The organism is Candidatus Defluviibacterium haderslevense, assembly GCA_016712225.1.
Taxonomy (GTDB): Bacteria; Bacteroidota; Bacteroidia; order Chitinophagales; family Saprospiraceae; genus Vicinibacter; species Vicinibacter haderslevensis.
On record JADJRL010000003.1, the window covers coordinates 2,087,005 to 2,104,458 of the forward strand.

The following is a 17,454-nucleotide window of genomic DNA, read 5'->3' on the forward strand; positions in this document are numbered from 1 at the left end:
TTTCTTTATTAATCCTAATTTCATTTCAAGTATTTGTTAATTTGACTGCGATCCAAATTAATATCTGAGATCAGTTAGTGGTTTGAAAGTCTGAAAACTTGAGATAATACTAGTAATGAAATACAAGCTTACCATAGAACTAACTGTCCCTATGGTTGGTACAAAGTAGGTCTTATGAGTGGCTGTGACATATAAAAATATTGATACAAGGGAACTAAAATATATTAAGGATAGTTATTATATGAATTAAATAACCACAAAACAGAAATTAAATGTTAAACATTTTTCAAGCAATCCTAGATTTTTTTAGTAGAAACCAAGTGGCTTTAACTATTATTTTATCACCACTTATTTCATTGTTTACAGTTTGGATAATAAAGCGAGAGGATAGAAAACTTAAAGAACTTGAATTAAAAAATACTTTAACCCAAAAGGAGCATGAACATAAGCTTGCAACTACAATAAATAAAACTCAGCATGAACGAATTGTTTATGGGCAATTAATTAAAATTTTAGGAGATATTCAGCAATTGGATGTAGAATTATCTTCAAATTGCGTAAACACTGACTGTGTACTAGATGCAGTGAATAATTTTAATATCTCTTTTAAAAAACATAGAGATGAAGTGGCTCAAAACCAAATATTACTTACAAATAGAACAATAAGTGAATTATATTCTTTTTATGGCTTAATGTCAAGTATGCAGATTGAGTTAAAAAATATCCTGCATGACAATAAATATGAATTTGCACATTATATTGTTACAAGTTACTCAAGTGAGATGGCTAGGAATATTTTAAAATTGCATGATGAATTATCATCTCAAATAAGTGATATAGAAGAATTGTCACCATTCATAAATTGTTGTGGAAAGCCAGCAGAAAAATGGATAGAAGATGAATACAATAAGTACAAACGAATTGAGGAGGCAAATAGAAAGTTAAGACTTATGGATGGCATGAAATCAGATATAAATATTGATAAAAATCTAGTATTTCAAGAACTCAAATCTAACTGAAATTAGTATAAACAATTAAGCCAACTTCTGTTTCACCTCTGTGATTTCATAGGCCTCAATGATGTCTCCTACTTTGATGTCATTGAAGTTTTTAACAGCAACACCGCATTCCATGTTTTCTTTAACTTCTTTGGCATCATCTTTAAATCGTTTTAACGATTGCAATTCAGCTGTGCCACCTTCACGATTAGGATAAATGACTATACCATCCCGAATGACACGGATCATATTATTTCTGGCTACTTTACCTTCTATGACCATACCTCCGGCAACAGTTCCCACCTTAGTAATTTTGAACACTTCGCGAACTTCAATTTGGCCCATGATCTTTTCAACTTTGGTAGGTTCAAGCATACCTTCCATGGCAGCCTTGATCTCTTCGATGGCTTCATAAATGATGGAATAAAGTTTAATTTCGACACCTTCTTTTTCTGCTAATTGACGAGTAGAAAGCGAAGGTCTCACTTGGAAACCTATGACTATAGCATCAGAAGCTGATGCCAGGAGAATATCTGATTCAATGATTTGTCCTACCGCTTTGTGCAGTACACTTACTTTGATGGATTCTACCGAAAGTTTAATTAATGCGTCGGATAAGGCTTCAACAGAACCATCTACATCACCCTTAACGATTAATCTCAATTCTTTGAAATTACCTAATGCAAGTCGGCGACCTATTTCATCTAATGAAATACGTTTAGATGCACGGTTTGCTTGTTCACGACTGATTTGTGATCGTTTGGTTGCGATTTGTCTGGCTTCAGACTCTTCTTCCATTACTTTAAATTTTTCACCGGCAGTAGGGGCACCTGTTAGACCTAATACCATAACTGGGGTGGATGGCGGTGCATGTTTTATCTTTTGACCACGCTCATTAAACATGGCCTTGACCTTACCAGCATTTTCGCCTGCCAAAACGACATCTCCAATATTTAAAGTTCCATTCTGTACCAATAATTTAGCGACATACCCTCTTCCTTTATCCAGGGATGCTTCAATGACAGTTCCTGTAGCTGGTCTTGAAGGGTTAGCTTTTAAATCCAAAACTTCAGCTTCCAGAATAATTTTTTCTAGTAATAAATCAACTCCAAGTCCTGACTTTGCAGATATTTCTTGAGAGGAAAATTTACCGCCCCATGAATCCACTAAAAAGTTCATTTGGGATAGTTCATTTTTGATTCTTTCAGGATCGGCACCTGGTTTGTCAACTTTATTTATTGCAAAAACTATAGGTAGATTGGCGGCTTGTGCATGCGAAATAGCTTCTTTGGTTTGTGGCATGATCCGATCATCCGCAGCAATAATAATAACTGCTACATCTGTAACTTTTGCTCCACGAGCTCTCATGGCAGTGAATGCTTCATGACCTGGTGTATCCAAAAAAGTTATTTTTTTATGATCAGGACCGACGGTTACTTCATAAGCACCTATATGCTGGGTAATACCTCCGGCTTCGCCTGATACTACATTCGTATGGCGAATATAATCCAATAAGGATGTTTTTCCATGATCCACATGGCCCATTACAGTGACAATTGGGGCTCTTGGAATTAAATTCTTAGGATCTTCTTCAATTTCTTCATCCACTTCAATGGTGGCTTCAGCACTGATAAATTCAATTTTTTTATTGAATTCTTCAGCTAAAAATTCAATGACTTCTGCATCCAATCGTTGATTTATAGAAACGATGATACCCATATTCATACAGGTCATGATGACATCTGTAACGGGTACATCCATCAAGCTTGATAATTCTGATACGGTTACGAATTCTGTAAGTTGGATGGTTTCCCGATCTACACTTGCCTCGAGCATTTCGGCTTTTTCGCGAATTTCATCTCGCTTATCACGGCGCATTTTTTGCCGCTTATTTTTACCACCCGGACTTAACCGTGCCATAGTAGCGCGAATTTTTTCTTCTACTTCCTTTTGAGTAACCGTCTTTACTTCAGGTTCATTTCGATTCGGTGAAGGTCTTTGATTCGATTTATTATCACTACTTGGTGTGTCAGAGGTAGGAACTTTTTTGCGTTTGCGTTTGCGTTTGCGTTTTTCGGCTTCACTCTGAGAAATATTTGGATCTGTAGCAGGTGTAGCGACTTTTTTAGCCTCTTCTTTTTTCTTGACGGGATCCTTAAATTTATTGGTATCAATTTTACCCAATATTTTAAGACCCTTTAATGTAGGGGCTTCAATTCGAGTGAGTTCTTGTTCTTCAGGAACTTCCGGTTCTATTGGTTTTTCAACTTCAACTACAGGTGCCGGGGTCTCAATTTTAGTTTCTTTAGGAGGTGCGTCCGTTTTGTCTAAATCTATTTTACCTACAATTTTTAATTTAGGCTTGTTTGATTCATCAATCTCTGGTTTGAAGATTACTTCTGGTTCAGGTGTTGATGGTTTGACAGCTGGAATAGGTGGGGGTGCTGGTGCTACAGGAGTATCAAAAAGATTAACTTCAATTTTTTGAATTGGTTTTTCTTTTACAACAGGTGGAGCCACTTTCTGTAACTGGTTCGCTTGTTCTTTCTCGTTGATGGAACTTTGGAATTCGATAAGAAGTGCATTATACATTTCATCTGTAACCTTTGCTGTAGGTTTATTATCAATTTCGAAACCTTTAGCAATAAGATGTTCAACAATGGATGTTAGTCCAACATTAAATTCTGTAGCTACCTTTATTAATAATTTAGTCATTCTTCGGATTTACCTTATTAGAAGGTTTTCAATTTATTTTTTTACTTTTAATATCCCCTTTCTTCTATTCTTCAAATTCTTTAGTCAAAATATCCATTACATCTTTGATCGTCTCTTCTTCCAGATCGGTTCTTCTGGCCAATTCTTCAGTACTTAAATTAAGAACGCTGCGAGCCGTATCGCATCCAATGTTTTTGAGTGCGTCAATGATCCACTCCTCGATTTCATCTTTGAATTCATCCAAATCAACATCATCCACTTCACCTTCTTCCTGATCCCGGAATACGTCTATTTCATAACCTGTTAATTTAGATGCGAGTTTAATATTAGCACCACCTTTACCAATAGCCAATGATAACTGATCAGCTTTCAAATAGACACTTGCCTTTTTGTTTTTTTCATCAAATTCAATGCTGTTAATTTTTGCAGGAGTCAATGAACGTTGGACATACAGGCTTAAATTATTGGTATAATTTACGATATCAATATTTTCATTTCTCAGTTCCCTTACAATACCGTGTATTCTGGATCCTTTCATACCTACACAAGCTCCAACCGGATCTATGCGATCATCAAAAGATTCTACAGCAACTTTGGCGCGTTCACCCGGTAACCGAACAATTTTTTTGATAACAATAAGACCATCTTCAATTTCAGGAACTTCTTGTTCCATTAGTCTTTGTAAGAATGCAGAATCTGTTCTGCTTAAATGAATGACCGGAAGACTATTTTTTAGTTCTACTTTTTTAATTACAGCTCTGACGATATCTCCTTTTCGGAAATGATCACCTTTGATCATTTCTGTTCTAGGAAGTATCAATTCATTATTTGTCGCATCATCAATGATGAGTAATTCACGCTTTAATACCTGATTAACTTCACCGATTACCAATTCACCTTCACGTTCAGAATAACGTTTGAAGACGTCATCCTTTTCGAGTTCCATGATTCTCGATACCAGGGTTTGTCTTGCAGCCATTATCGCTCTTCGCCCAAAATCTTCAAGACTTAACTGTTCATAACATTCCAAACCAACTTCATAATCCTCATCAATAACCAGGGCTTCAGATATTGCAATTTCTTTTAAATCATCAGTTACCTCACCATCTGGAACAATAGCTCTAACACGCCACATTTCAAGGTCTCCCTTTTGTGTGTTTACAATGATATTAAAATTTTCATCGGAACCATATTTTTTGCGAATTAGTGAACGAAATACATCTTCGAGCACTCGCATCATGGTTGGCCTATCTATGTTCTTACCGGCTTTAAACTCCGCAAATGTTTCTACAAGTTTCATATCTTAACTATGATTTTAGCTTCTTTAATAGATGAATATGGGATCTTGGTTTCATGAATTTCTTTTATTTTTTTATTTTTTTCTTTTCTTATTTCTTCCCAGCTTAAGGTCAACTGTCCTTGATCTGCTGATATTAAGGTTCCATTAAATTCTTGTGAATCAATTGTGTTTATGGAGAGTCCACGACCAATGTTTTTTATAAATTGTCTTGGAAATGTAAGTGGTCTGTCAATACCTGCGGAAGAAACTTCCAGGATATAATCGGTTCCAAACCAATTATTTTGGTCAAACTCATTTTCTAAAAAACGGCTTATCGCCTTGCATCGATCAAACGAAATAACGGTATCACTATCCAAAAATACGGATATGGTTTTACCATGTTGTTCAATTCCAACTAAAAAACAATCTTGAAAGCTTTCTTCCAAAAACTTGATCGTCAGCAGATTATGTATTTCTTCAGTGTACATTTGTTGACTTTATCAAACAAAAAAGGGAACTTTCTGTTCCCTCTTAACATCACAAGCGCAAATGTACATATTTTTGATGAATATTGTATGATAATAGACCAACTTTTACAGCGAGCACTGAACCAAGAATTTTTAACTGCCCATGAGGGCTTGATGCTTTTTGAGCAATGTGCTACCCCTGAATTAATGTATGTAGCCCATGAATTAAGGATGAGGCAGGTGCCACAAGATAAAGTCACCTGGATTATTGACAGAAATTCAAATACCACCAATGTTTGTGTTGCAAATTGTAAGTTTTGTAATTTTTACAGACCCCCGGGTAACAGTGAATCCTATATAACCACAATTGATGAATACAAGCTAAAAATAGACGAGATGATTCGTTTTGGTGGTGAGCAGCTGTTACTACAAGGTGGACATCATCCGGATTTAGGTTTAGATTTCTATTGCCATTTATTTAAAGAGTTAAAGCAACTGTATCCTAATCTTAAATTGCATGCGCTTGGGCCACCGGAAATAGCTCACATCACAAAATTAGAAAAATCAACACATACTGAGGTTTTAAAAGCACTCATGGAATCCGGATTAGATTCGTTACCCGGGGCAGGAGCTGAGATCCTCAATGATAGGGTACGAAGATTGGTTTCCAAGGGTAAATGTGGTGCACAGGAATGGTTGGATATCATGCGAGCAGCACACCAATTGGATTTAACGACCTCAGCAACGATGATGTTTGGACATGTTGAAACCAATTTAGAAAGAATGGAACATCTAGTCGCTATTCGTACGGTGCAATCTGAAAAACCAGTTCATGCTAAAGGTTTTTTAGCTTTTATTCCCTGGCCATTTCAGGACGAAGGAACCATGTTAAAACGTTTAAAACGTGCCCGAAATACATGTACGGGCGATGAATATATCCGAATGATAGCACTGAGTAGAATCATGTTGCCTAATATTATTCACATCCAGGCATCATGGTTGACCGTAGGCAAACAAACAGCTCAAATATGTTTGCATTCAGGGGCTGATGATTTTGGAAGTATCATGATAGAAGAGAATGTTGTTTCAGCGGCTGGCGCACAACAACGTTTCACAGCAAATGGTATTCAAAATGCCATTAAGGAAGCAGGATTTATACCCCAATTGAGAAATCAACAGTATGATCATATAGAACTTCCGGAAGTTTTGGAACAACAATTTCTGGATGAAGCTAAGATGATAATCAATTAATTTATGAATTCCATTTTGATCCAAGATATTCAGGAGAGCGCACAGTTTTTAAGAGAAAGGCTTCCTCAAATTCCTGAAATAGCCATAGTACTTGGTACTGGCATGGGTGATTTAATAGAAAGAGTAAGCATCATTAAAGAAATTTCTTACAAAAATATACCTCACCTGGTGCCTACAACGGTAGAAAGTCACAGTGGTAAACTCATTTTAGCGCATTGGGCAGACCATTATATTCTCATCATGTCCGGTAGGTTGCACTATTATGAAGGATATACAGCTCAAGAGGTAACTTATCCCATTAGGATATTGAAAGCATTGGGGATAAAAACGGTTTGGTTTACTAATGCCAGTGGAACGGTGAATCCTAAATTCAATGCTGGTGATATAGTGTTTATTGATGATCATATCAATTTTCATCCTGAGAATCCTTTGCGTGGTATTGATGATGCGAGATTAGGCTTGAGATTCCCTGATATGTCAGAAGTGTATTCTACGGAGCAATTAATGAAAGCTAAAACTTGCTGTGAATCATTAAATATTCCATTTCACAGGGGAATTTATTTTGGTCTTCAAGGTCCAAGTTTAGAAACACCTGCTGAGTATAGAATGATTCATTTATTGGGTGCAGATATTGTTGGGATGTCTACAGTTCCTGAAGTTATTGTGGCGCATCAATGTGAACTTAATATTTTAGCGGTCTCTATTGTGTCAAACTCTACTCCTCAAGTTGGAGCTAATCAAAAAACAACCATTGAATTAGTTATAGAAACGATACATAACTCTTCAAAAAAATTGTTTGATATTTTTGAACGAATGTTGAAAGCCAATTAGATTATAGCTCGCGATCACATAAATCAAATTATTTTTGATTCAAGATTTTTAATTTATCCAATGCATCTTCATTTGTAGCATCCAGATCTATAATTTTTTCATAAAATGATTTACCTTGAACTAAATCATTTTGTTGAATGTAATAATAGGCTAAATAATTATATGATTCTATTAAATTCTTTTTATTTTTTTCTTTATCGATAGATGCTATTTCAATGTATTTTTCATAGAATGGTTTAGATAAAAATTGAACATTATCCGGGTCCAATGAATTGTTGCATCTGGCGCGCATTAACCATCCTTGGGCATAATTTGGTGTCAATTCAACAACTTTAGCAAAACTTGAATCAGCTCTGCTATAGTATCCTAAATAATATAAACAAAGGCCTAAATAATATTGATCTGTATTATTAAGTGCTTGTAAATTTTGTTTTTTAGTATACCACTCTAATGCTTTTTCATATTTATTGGAATCTTTTGAATCGTAGAAAGTTTTAGCAAGCATACCATAAATTTCAGATGATCTTGATGGTTCTATTTCTATTATTTTAGTGTAATTTTTTTCAGCTATATCCATCTTACCTAATTTAGCAGCTGCTTTAGCTAAATATTCATAATCTGATGAAAACGTTTTTCTAGTTGTGTCTTTAGCTATTTCTGAAAATAATAAATTGCTTTGATCAAATGACTCTTGATATTTATTGAGTTCACCATAAGACCAGGCAAGCCATCTGTAGATCGTGTATTGATCGGGGTTTGAAGCAATAATTTGTTTTCCTTCTTCGATGGCACGTTCATAATCTTTAGCTTGAAAGCAAAGAAATTTTACCAAACGAACTTTAGCGCTAATATCAGAACCTGCAAGTGCAACGTATTTTTGTAATACCGGAATTACTTTAGTATAGTTTTTACTTTTAATATAAAGTTCGTAAAGATCTTTATAAGCAAGAGCGTAATCAGGTGCAATAGCTATAGCTGACTCTAATTTTTCAGTAGCTAAGTCATACTTTTTACTTGAAGACCAGATTTTAGCCATTTTAACGTATGTTTCTGGTTCATTTTTATTTTTTTCAACAGCAGTTTCATATGCGGTCATTGCTGATCCAAAGTCTCCTTTTAATACCTGAGCATCTCCTAAATGGGCCCAATATTTAGCTATCTTAGGATCTAAATCTCTGGCTTTGGTTAATAAAGCTAAGGCTTCTTCTACATTTGGTTTTTTGGAATATAAATAAGCATCACCTACTAATGCTATCAATGCGTGGTTTTTACTATTTCCCTTTAAGGCGCTGTCAAAGTTCTTTTTGGCTTCTAAAAACTTGCCATTATCTAAATCCAGTTTAGCTAATCCAACTCTGCATTCATCACAATTGGAACTAACGTTCAAACCAATGGAATAGGAGGTTCTGGCAGCATCATAATTCTCCAAAGCATAATGTACTTCTCCAATGTAATAAGCGAATATTGGATTTTTTGGGTTCGTAGCATTTAGGGAAGTGAATGTATTTAAAGCAGCGGTGTAATTTTCATTTTCTAATTGTTTCAGACCTTCCTGAAGTGTCTGTCCTTGTAAAGTTTGGACAAGTACTAAAAGGAAAAAGATCAAATTATAATTTTTAAACATATGATTCTGGTTTTTATTCAAGTGTGCAAAAATAGTCCTTTTCATGATTAAACGAATTTTGAAATGTTAATTTTAGAAGAAATCTAGTTCTTTGACATATTTTTAGTCAAAACCATTTAAAATTTTAAGTTAATTTTATATTAAAGCTTTCTATTTTACCACTTTATAGCTTTCCTGTTTAAATTCGATGAGCCTTTCTGTTTGAAATTTGGGTAATAAACCAGCCTTTAGAATAATTTTCTGTCCGATATCACTCGTAATAAATGAAGCAAAACCCAGGCCAAGATCACTTTTACCGGTTCTACTTATGAACACCAGGTCTCTGGTAAAAGGATATTTATGATCTTGAAGATTGTATTGATATGGTGCTATGTAGCCAAATTGTATCGAGTCTTTAGGTCTGGAAAGATGAAGCAATCGAATATCGTTTAAGTTTTTCTGAGCTATTGGATTATCAGAATCACTGATAGCGCTCCAATCAATAATGCCCATGGTATTGGGATGAGATTTAACGTATGATATGACCTCATTTTTGGAAGGCAGCGTAAAAAAATGTGATGGTAAGGAATTGATGCCAGATCGATTAAGTATTTCAAGAACTATACCTGAATTAGCATCCTCAATAATAATAGATTGAAAAGGTGAATCAGATTGTGGTTTTGATGAAAACAATTCAACAGCTTTTTCAAAGCTTAAGGTGCTATCCACATTTTGAAGATTGGTTATGAATGCAATGGCACTTGTCGCAAAATGATATTGCTTAGGGTGAATACCTTGTTGGTCTAAGTAACTTAACTCTTTTTCATTTAGAAATCTTGATGCAATGATAACTTCTACGGAATCAGTAATAAAAGATTTAAATATATTAAATTCATGGTTGAAATTCAGATCTACATGAGCATAAGGATATTGTCGTTCGAAAATATTTTCTTCCTGTTTAATGATGTCCTCAAGATTATTATCGCAGAGTACTGTAATTTGACCAAGTGTTGGAGAGCTTTCAGTAATTTTATTTTTTTTACATTGTGAAAACGTGTAAATCATAAAAATAAAACTAACGACCTGGAGACCTTTTTTCATATTAATACTATTTGAGTATGTAGTGATTACACAGGAGTAAAATTAATTTAATTTTCACAATTTCTAGATTATTAAAAGCATCTATTCTGATCATTAATTAAACGTTTTGTTTTTGTATTTATTTATGCCAAACGTGAAAAATTTCATTAAAACATTATAAGTTGACTTTTTGTGACGCAATTTATCCTTCTTCAATTGGCTAGTATTAACAAATCAATATTATGAAAAGTTAATGATAATGCTGTATTTTCGCACTTACAATAGAAGTTTTTAGATTCGATTTCAGTGAACCATAGATCCAATAAAAGTAAAAAGTATCCATTAACTTCGAATTGATATAAAAGTGTAGCGTATTTGTAACCATTTAGATCAAAAAAAGAACCGTTTGTTTTTGTCATCATTTATGCATAATCACGTAAAATTGAAAACAAAAATACCATATATTTACTTTAGGTGTCGGATATTATCTGTCGTAATAAATATAGACCTCTAAAGTTGTTTTGGACTAGAGCGTTACGAATAAATAATCTTTTAATGTAATATGACTTATTATCATAATGAAAAAAATTGGAATTGACATTTATAAAATAAAAGACTTATATACAGGATTAGGACAATTTAGTTTACATTTTAAAAATGAAATCCGTAAGTATGAAAATGAGGACTTTGAATTTCATTATTTTGCACCTAAACTTTATTGTAAGGAACATCCTGATGAACAACGTTTAATTTCAGAACACTTTAAATATAGATATTTTCAAAATTGGTGTCCGGTTTTTGATCTTTGGCATAGTTTGCATCAATTTCCATCGCATCTTCCCAATCCAAAATCACCATTAATATTAACAATTCATGATTTGAATTTCTTAATAGAAAAGTCACCAACTAAGGCAAAAGCCTACTTAAAAAAACTTCAGAATAATGTGGATCGCGCAACCGTAATCACAACCATTTCCGATTATACTAAGACAATGGTTGAGGATCATTTACAACTCAAGGGTAAAAAAGTATCAACCATCCATAATGGGGTATATCATTTTATTCCAACTGATTCGGTTAAACCTGAATTTATAAGCGGAGATTTTTTTTTCGGATTGAGTGTATTTAAGGAAAAAAAGAATTTTCATACTTTAATTCCTATGATGAAGTATTTTGAAAAGTTTCAACTCATTTTGGCAGGTAATCATGATACTGAATATGGTAGAATTATCATGGATTTAATTAAAAGTGAACATCTTGAATCCAGAGTTATATTACCCGGAAAAATTTCTGATCAACAAAAACGTTGGCTTTATGACAACTGCACTGCATTTATGTTTCCATCATTAGCAGAAGGATTTGGCAATCCGCCTATTGAAGCTATGCAGCATGGCAAACCTGTATTTTTAAGTAATGCTTGTAGCTTGCCGGAAATTGGCGGATCGGCTGCGTATTATTTTGAACATTTTGATACCTCATATATGGTTGAAAAAGTAAAGTTATCACTGGAGCATTATAACAACCATTTAGAAATGAATATTGAAACTATAAAAAAGCACGCAAGCCAATTTAGTTGGGATAACTCTATATGCAAATATCTTCAAATATATAGAGATACATTGAACGTGTAAATATGATTATTTCAAAATAAAAAACATTATACATTGAACATATATTACGAAGCCAAAAGAATATATAATAACAGAACGGGTCTTGGCAATTATAGTCGATGGTTGGTTTCAAATTATAGTAATTGTTATCCTGAAGATAAGTTAATTTTGTTGCGCCCAAAGGGTAATGGGAAGAAGTCTGAAGTTCCTTTTTCGGATGCTGAATATCAGATCCAATCTTACTCAAATTTTCTAAGGTATCAACGGAGTTTCAATTTATATAAACTTGTTTCGGAACACAGTGTTTTTCATGGCTTAAGCAATGAATTGCCCATATTGAATACTTCCAAATCAATTCGTAAAATTGTTACCATTCACGATGTTATTTTTAAAGTAAGACCTGACGATTATGCAATGATGGATCGAATGATTTATGATTTCAAAACAAAAAAGGCGATTAAAAATGCCCATCATATTGTGGCTATTAGTCAAAAGACAAAAGAAGATTTAATGGTGTATTACGGATGTGATCCAGACCATATCGGTGTTATATACCAAAATTGTGATCTCTTATTTTATGAAAGATGTACGATTGAATTCAGGTCTGCTATTCAATTGAAATATGGATTGCCGGTTGATTATTGGATTAGTGTTGGTAGTTTTAATGCAAGGAAAAATCAACTTAATTTAGTTTTGGCAATGAATCAAATTCCTGAGCATCAGCGAACACCTATATTATTTGTTGGTGAAGGAAATACTAAGAATAAGATCATAAAGTATATTCAAGAGTATAAGCTGGAAAAATGGTTTCAATTTGTCAAAGTGGAATCAAACCTGGAATTAGCGGCATTATATCAGGGTGCTGTAGGTTTAATTTATCCCAGTTTGTATGAAGGATTTGGAATACCAGCTATAGAAGCATTGGCGTCTGGTATACCTGTAATTGGGCATAAGGGATCAGCAGTTGAAGAAGCTGGTGGGCTTGCTGGGGTATTTATCGATATGGTGGATGCTGAAGAATTAGCTTATACCTTAATACAATTACCATCTGATTCTAACCGATTGGAACAGTTAAAAAGTAATGCAAAAATTCAATTGGCTAAATTTGAAAATAAACATTTGATGGGTCTACAACATGATGTTTATAAAAAACTAAATTCATGATTGGTTACCAACCTTAATTAAGCTTTTATTAAACTTTTTGAATTTTTTAAAGAAAAAACAGCAATATAAAAATTAAAAAACGAGGCCAATTTTCTCAAGAGATTTTCTAAACCTTTTATTTGTAATCGATTTGCTAACTTTTTTCACAAGGATAACATTTACTGAATCTTTTTTCTTTAAAATATTAGATAACTCTGTAATTTGTTCGTCTTTGTCATAGATTTCGGCTAATGCACGTTGTAGAACTTCAGCATTGGTTTTAGTAGACCCTGATAGTTCACCGATACGGCTTGTTAAATTGGTATTATTCGATTCTGCAAATTTAATATGTGCCTCTAAATCTTTAATTTTCGAAGTATTAAATTCATTCAAAGCATTACATTTATCCAGTTGTTCACTCAAACTGGTATTTATATCGTTTTTTTCTTTAAGCGCAGCATTAACATCAGAATATTGAAGGATCAAGGCTTTGTGTTTTTTCATAGGAACACAAGCTGTAATCGTAAACATTAAGACTAAAATTGGGATTGAATTTTTCATGTGGTTTATAGATTCGAAAAAATAAAATGAAACATATTATAAGAAATGGACATAAAAGGATTAAAATCCGAAACAAATATAACTATTTTTATTAAAAAGCAATTTTTTTGATAAAAGCTTCCAATTTATATTGAAATTTGTACCAAAAGGATACACATGTCATTAATCAAGACTTTTACCTGTCCACATTGTGGATATGAGGATAGTGGTAAATATTGTAGTAAATGTGGTTACAAATTGGAAAAAAAGCGACTTACAGTTTCCAATTTATTTGCTGCTACGGTTGATTTTTTTTATAATTTGGAAATTAAAAAATTTATTTTTACTTGTAAAAGTTTAACCTTCCGACCCATTCCATTTATTAATAGTTTTATTAACGGAGAGCGGCGCAATTGTTATCCCCCTATAAAATTTATGTTATTGAATGCAGGAATCAATTTGTTTGTTTATAATATGTTTAAAATAGACAAAATTGACCTTGATCAAGAAGACAGTGCGCTAGAATTGATGGATAGCCTGCCGCAAAGTGATGTTATGTTCAATAATATTGTGGATAATTATGGTCAGTTTTTAACCATTTTTATGATTCCCCTTTTTGTTCTTGCAAGTATGGTTGTTCATAAAAAATCATCGTATAATGCACCGGAAAGAGCAACAGCCATTATGTATTTATTTGGTCAATTTGTGTTGGTTCAAATTTTCTTAAATCTGATTGGTGGAATATTTAATCCATTTTTAATATTCAGATCTTATATCAGTGCAGGTTTGGGTATATTCATAGTTGTTTTATTGAATCTGAAATTTTTCAAAGAAAATTTAGTGAATACTATTTGGAAGTCTATTGCGATTATTCTATTTGTTTTTGGGGGTATGGTTGGCTTATTATATGTGATCAATATAATACTGCAATATTATTTTGATTAATTATATAATTCCGTAATCTAAGATCTAGATTAAAATTCAAATATTGTTTATTGAACAATTAAGAATTGATGAGATTATTGCATTAGTATAATCCTGTATATTGAGTTAGGATAGCTTTAATACAAAAATTAGATACAACCTTATCAGTACTAGTATTAAGTAGTATTAAGTCTACTAATATTATTTATTATTAATGCCCTATTTCATTTTCTTTATTCTGTTCTTGGTATTCGTGAAGCAGTTTTTGTTGAATATCAGGAGAAACCGGTGAATATTCATTCATCCGCATTGAAAATTTAGCTTTACCCTGAGTTAATGATCTTAAGGTTGAAGAATAATTATGCATTTCTGAAAGTGGAACGCGAGCTTTTATTTTTTGATAATGGCCGTCGGAATCCATACCCATAATAATGGCCCTTCGTGTTTGTAAATCACTCATGATATCACCCATAACATCATCTAAACATAGAATTTCTAAATCATATACGGGCTCCATGATTTGAGCAGCAGCATGTTGAAAAGATTCTTTAAAAGCCATAGTTCCTGCTATTTGGAAAGCCATATCATTGCTATCTACGGGATGCATTTTACCATCGAACACAGAAACCCTTATATTCGTACAATAAGATCCTGTTAATGGTCCTTCAATCATTTTGTGCATGATCCCTTTCTTGATTGCTGTAGCGAATTTGGTATCTATAGAACCACCAACGATACACCAATAGAATGCAAACTTGCCACCCCAATCTAAATTTTCGATTTCTTTATTGCGGACATTTAAGCCTGCCGGATCGCTCATGCCATCAAAATACGGCTCCACACGCATATGGACTTCTGCAAATTGGCCAGAGCCTCCGGATTGTTTTTTATGCCGATAGGAAGTATCAGAAGATTTAGTAATGGTTTCGAGGTAAGGTATTTTGGGTTTAATATAATCCATGACCAAGCCATTGAGTTTTTCGATGCGATATTTTAAGATATCGAGATGCATCTGACCCTGACCATGAATAATATTTTGTTTTAATCTCATGGATTGTTCAAGAATTAGTGTAGGATCTTCTTCCTGAATATCGTGGATGGCTTTTATTAATTTTTCAAGATCGTTTTTATTTTCTGCATGTATAGCTGCTCTGATTCTTGGTTCAGGAAATGGGATAGGTTCGATATCTACTTCATGACCTTTGGTGCATAAAGTATTATTGGTATGGCTATCCTTAAGTTTTACGACTGCACCGATATCTCCAGCGCACAATTCATTTACCGATTCTCTTATTTTTCCATTGGTAACGAAAAGTTGATTAATTCTTTCATGAGATCTATTGGCTGAATTGATTAATTCATCACCCGACTTAATTTTTCCTGAATAAACCTTAAAATAGGATACTTTACCGACCTTAGGTTCTGTGAAGGTTTTATATATAAAAAGTGTGGTTGGTCCATTTGGATCTATGGCAAGCTCACCTTGTAAGGTTTTCGCAGAAGGTCTGTCTGCAGGAGATGGGCATACATCATTAATGAATCCCATAATTCGACCCGTACCCATGTTTTTTAAAGCTGAACAGCAGAACACAGGAAAGATTTGCTGTTTAGCAATTCCTTTTCTCAAGCCATCGGCTAATTCGGACTCTTCTAATGTTCCGGTTTCAAAAAAATGTTCCATTAAGGTATCATCATTTTCAGCAGCGGCTTCCACAATTCTATTGTGCATTTCTTTAGCCCGACTTAATTCTGATGCTGGTATTTCTTTTTTAATGGGTTTTCCACCATCTGGACCAAATTCATACATGACCATTCTTAAAGCATCAATGATGGCATTGAAATTTTTTCCCTGATTGAGTGGATATTGGAAGGGGATTAATTTGGGTCCAAATCGAGCAATGGCTTGTTCCAAGGTTGTGTCAAAGTCCGCTTTTTCATGATCGCATTGATTGATGATGAACATTCCCGGCAATTGAAACTTTTCTTTGTATTCCCAGATTAATTCAGTTCCAACTTCTACACCATGTGCAGCATTTAACAACATAATACCCAGATCGGCTACTTTCATGGAAGAGAGGATTTCGCCGACAAAATCATCGGACCCGGGTGTATCTATAATATTGATTTTTGAGTCTTTCCAACTGACGTGCATTAATTTACTAAAGAGACTTCCCTTGCGTTCTTGCTCTATATCACTAAAGTCTGATACCGTATTGGCACCATCTATTGTCCCGCGCCTTGAGATGGCTTTTGCTTCATACAGCATGGATTCGATGATGGTTGTCTTGCCACTATGAGAATGACCGAGAAGGACAACATTTCTGATTTGTTTGGGATCTAGGCTCATTTTTGGATTCTATTTAATTGGTTAAAAATTGAATGCTTCAAGGTATGAAGAAACAATATATAAATAGAAAAATAAGTGGAACTATTTTTACAAAAATCAAATTTTCAGTATTGAATATAATATATCAATACTTTTTCAAAATTATTATTAATATTTTTATTTAAAATTTATAAATAACCAAATATTATTTTGAAATATTCAACTGTACAAAGGAACTTATAAAAACTCTAAATTCAGAACTCTTTGCCTTACGCAGTCTAGAAAAGCGATTGAAAAATTATTTTGGTGGTTCAAGATTCTGCAATAATATTAATTTTCGTTTAATTAATAACTTTTTGTTCTTTTTTCATGAAAAAAAAGAACCAAAAATTCTAGCCTGCCTGACTAGCCACGCAGGCAGGGCTGTAAGGTCTAAGCCTAAAATGATTCCATGAAACCTAAATTCAAAAAACTCGCCAATTGCCTTGTTTCTTTTGAATGGCTTAACACTTACTCAGCTCGCACTCCAATTCTTTTTATTATCATTCTGTTGAGCTCATACAGTTTTGAATTTTTAACGGTTTCATTCCATCATTTTTTAACGGCTTACCCCTTAAGGCCAGTCCAAATTTCTATGACTACATATTATTATCTATTATTTCTCGAATTTAATTTGCTAACTTGCTC

Annotated in this window: 13 protein-coding genes; 6 read left to right on the top strand and 7 right to left on the bottom strand. The window is 33.6% G+C overall.

The features are described 5' to 3' along the window. The first annotated feature begins 272 nt into the window (after positions 1-272). Complete coding sequence (locus IPK88_08405) at positions 273-1,019, top strand: hypothetical protein (GenBank protein MBK8243433.1); 747 nt, start codon at positions 273-275, stop codon at positions 1,017-1,019. Positions 1,020-1,034: 15 nt separating this feature from the next. Here IPK88_08405 and infB read toward each other — a convergent pair whose 3' ends face one another. The 3 genes from infB to IPK88_08420 all read right to left on the bottom strand — a co-directional run bounded on the left by infB (position 1,035) and on the right by IPK88_08420 (position 5,480). Next, the gene (gene infB / locus IPK88_08410; protein MBK8243434.1) at positions 1,035-3,713 is read right to left on the bottom strand and encodes a translation initiation factor IF-2; all 2,679 of its coding nucleotides are present in this window, start codon (positions 3,711-3,713) and stop codon (positions 1,035-1,037) included. A 64-nt stretch (positions 3,714-3,777) separates the two neighbouring features. Continuing rightward, positions 3,778-5,013, bottom strand: coding sequence for a transcription termination/antitermination protein NusA (gene nusA, locus IPK88_08415; protein MBK8243435.1), 1,236 nt, complete (start codon positions 5,011-5,013; stop codon positions 3,778-3,780). Further along, positions 5,010-5,480: a ribosome maturation factor RimP gene (locus IPK88_08420; protein ID MBK8243436.1), complete on the bottom strand. Its 471-nt coding sequence runs from the start codon at positions 5,478-5,480 to the stop codon at positions 5,010-5,012. Before IPK88_08420 ends, nusA begins: the two co-directional genes overlap by 4 nt. 87 nt (positions 5,481-5,567) lie before the next feature. Here IPK88_08420 and IPK88_08425 point away from each other — a divergent pair, with 87 nt between their 5' ends. Beyond that, positions 5,568-6,710, top strand: coding sequence for a CofH family radical SAM protein (locus tag IPK88_08425; protein ID MBK8243437.1), 1,143 nt, complete (start codon positions 5,568-5,570; stop codon positions 6,708-6,710). A 3-nt stretch (positions 6,711-6,713) separates the two neighbouring features. Beyond that, positions 6,714-7,541 (top strand): purine-nucleoside phosphorylase, encoded by an 828-nt coding sequence (locus tag IPK88_08430; GenBank protein ID MBK8243438.1) that lies wholly within the window; start codon positions 6,714-6,716, stop codon positions 7,539-7,541. Positions 7,542-7,569: 28 nt separating this feature from the next. On the opposite strand, the gene IPK88_08435 is transcribed toward IPK88_08430, so the two are convergent. Both IPK88_08435 and IPK88_08440 read right to left on the bottom strand, forming a co-directional pair. Next, positions 7,570-9,210 carry a tetratricopeptide repeat protein gene (locus IPK88_08435; protein ID MBK8243439.1) on the bottom strand — a complete coding sequence of 547 codons (1,641 nt, stop codon included), beginning with the start codon at positions 9,208-9,210 and terminating at the stop codon, positions 7,570-7,572. Between the two features lie 105 nt (positions 9,211-9,315). Next, complete coding sequence (locus IPK88_08440) at positions 9,316-10,245, bottom strand: substrate-binding domain-containing protein (GenBank protein MBK8243440.1); 930 nt, start codon at positions 10,243-10,245, stop codon at positions 9,316-9,318. Positions 10,246-10,802: 557 nt separating this feature from the next. On the opposite strand from IPK88_08440, the gene IPK88_08445 reads away from it, so the two are divergent. Both IPK88_08445 and IPK88_08450 read left to right on the top strand, forming a co-directional pair. Beyond that, positions 10,803-11,855 carry a glycosyltransferase family 4 protein gene (locus IPK88_08445; protein ID MBK8243441.1) on the top strand — a complete coding sequence of 351 codons (1,053 nt, stop codon included), beginning with the start codon at positions 10,803-10,805 and terminating at the stop codon, positions 11,853-11,855. Between the two features lie 33 nt (positions 11,856-11,888). Next, positions 11,889-12,998 (top strand): glycosyltransferase family 4 protein, encoded by a 1,110-nt coding sequence (locus IPK88_08450; protein MBK8243442.1) that lies wholly within the window; start codon positions 11,889-11,891, stop codon positions 12,996-12,998. A 72-nt stretch (positions 12,999-13,070) separates the two neighbouring features. Here IPK88_08450 and IPK88_08455 read toward each other — a convergent pair whose 3' ends face one another. Continuing rightward, positions 13,071-13,538 carry a hypothetical protein gene (locus tag IPK88_08455; protein MBK8243443.1) on the bottom strand — a complete coding sequence of 156 codons (468 nt, stop codon included), beginning with the start codon at positions 13,536-13,538 and terminating at the stop codon, positions 13,071-13,073. Positions 13,539-13,694: 156 nt separating this feature from the next. Here IPK88_08455 and IPK88_08460 point away from each other — a divergent pair, with 156 nt between their 5' ends. After that, entirely contained in the window at positions 13,695-14,462 is a 768-nt protein-coding gene (locus IPK88_08460; GenBank protein MBK8243444.1) for a DUF3667 domain-containing protein, read from the top strand. A 190-nt stretch (positions 14,463-14,652) separates the two neighbouring features. Here the strand turns inward: IPK88_08460 and IPK88_08465 are convergent, their stop codons facing one another. Further along, entirely contained in the window at positions 14,653-16,788 is a 2,136-nt protein-coding gene (locus IPK88_08465; protein MBK8243445.1) for an elongation factor G, read from the bottom strand. Between the last annotated feature and the right edge of the window lie 666 nt (positions 16,789-17,454).

What these genes read in the sequence shown, in the direction of transcription:
- IPK88_08405 (MBK8243433.1), top strand. Translation starts at nt 273, where the DNA reads ATGTTAAACATTTTTCAAGCAATCCTAGATTTTTTTAGTAGAAACCAA.
- infB (MBK8243434.1), bottom strand. Translation starts at nt 3,713, where the DNA reads ATGACTAAATTATTAATAAAGGTAGCTACAGAATTTAATGTTGGACTA.
- nusA (MBK8243435.1), bottom strand. Translation starts at nt 5,013, where the DNA reads ATGAAACTTGTAGAAACATTTGCGGAGTTTAAAGCCGGTAAGAACATA.
- IPK88_08420 (MBK8243436.1), bottom strand. Translation starts at nt 5,480, where the DNA reads ATGTACACTGAAGAAATACATAATCTGCTGACGATCAAGTTTTTGGAA.
- IPK88_08425 (MBK8243437.1), top strand. Translation starts at nt 5,568, where the DNA reads ATGATAATAGACCAACTTTTACAGCGAGCACTGAACCAAGAATTTTTA.
- IPK88_08430 (MBK8243438.1), top strand. Translation starts at nt 6,714, where the DNA reads ATGAATTCCATTTTGATCCAAGATATTCAGGAGAGCGCACAGTTTTTA.
- IPK88_08435 (MBK8243439.1), bottom strand. Translation starts at nt 9,210, where the DNA reads ATGAAAAGGACTATTTTTGCACACTTGAATAAAAACCAGAATCATATG.
- IPK88_08440 (MBK8243440.1), bottom strand. Translation starts at nt 10,245, where the DNA reads ATGAAAAAAGGTCTCCAGGTCGTTAGTTTTATTTTTATGATTTACACG.
- IPK88_08445 (MBK8243441.1), top strand. Translation starts at nt 10,803, where the DNA reads ATGAAAAAAATTGGAATTGACATTTATAAAATAAAAGACTTATATACA.
- IPK88_08455 (MBK8243443.1), bottom strand. Translation starts at nt 13,538, where the DNA reads ATGAAAAATTCAATCCCAATTTTAGTCTTAATGTTTACGATTACAGCT.
- IPK88_08460 (MBK8243444.1), top strand. Translation starts at nt 13,695, where the DNA reads ATGTCATTAATCAAGACTTTTACCTGTCCACATTGTGGATATGAGGAT.
- IPK88_08465 (MBK8243445.1), bottom strand. Translation starts at nt 16,788, where the DNA reads ATGAGCCTAGATCCCAAACAAATCAGAAATGTTGTCCTTCTCGGTCAT.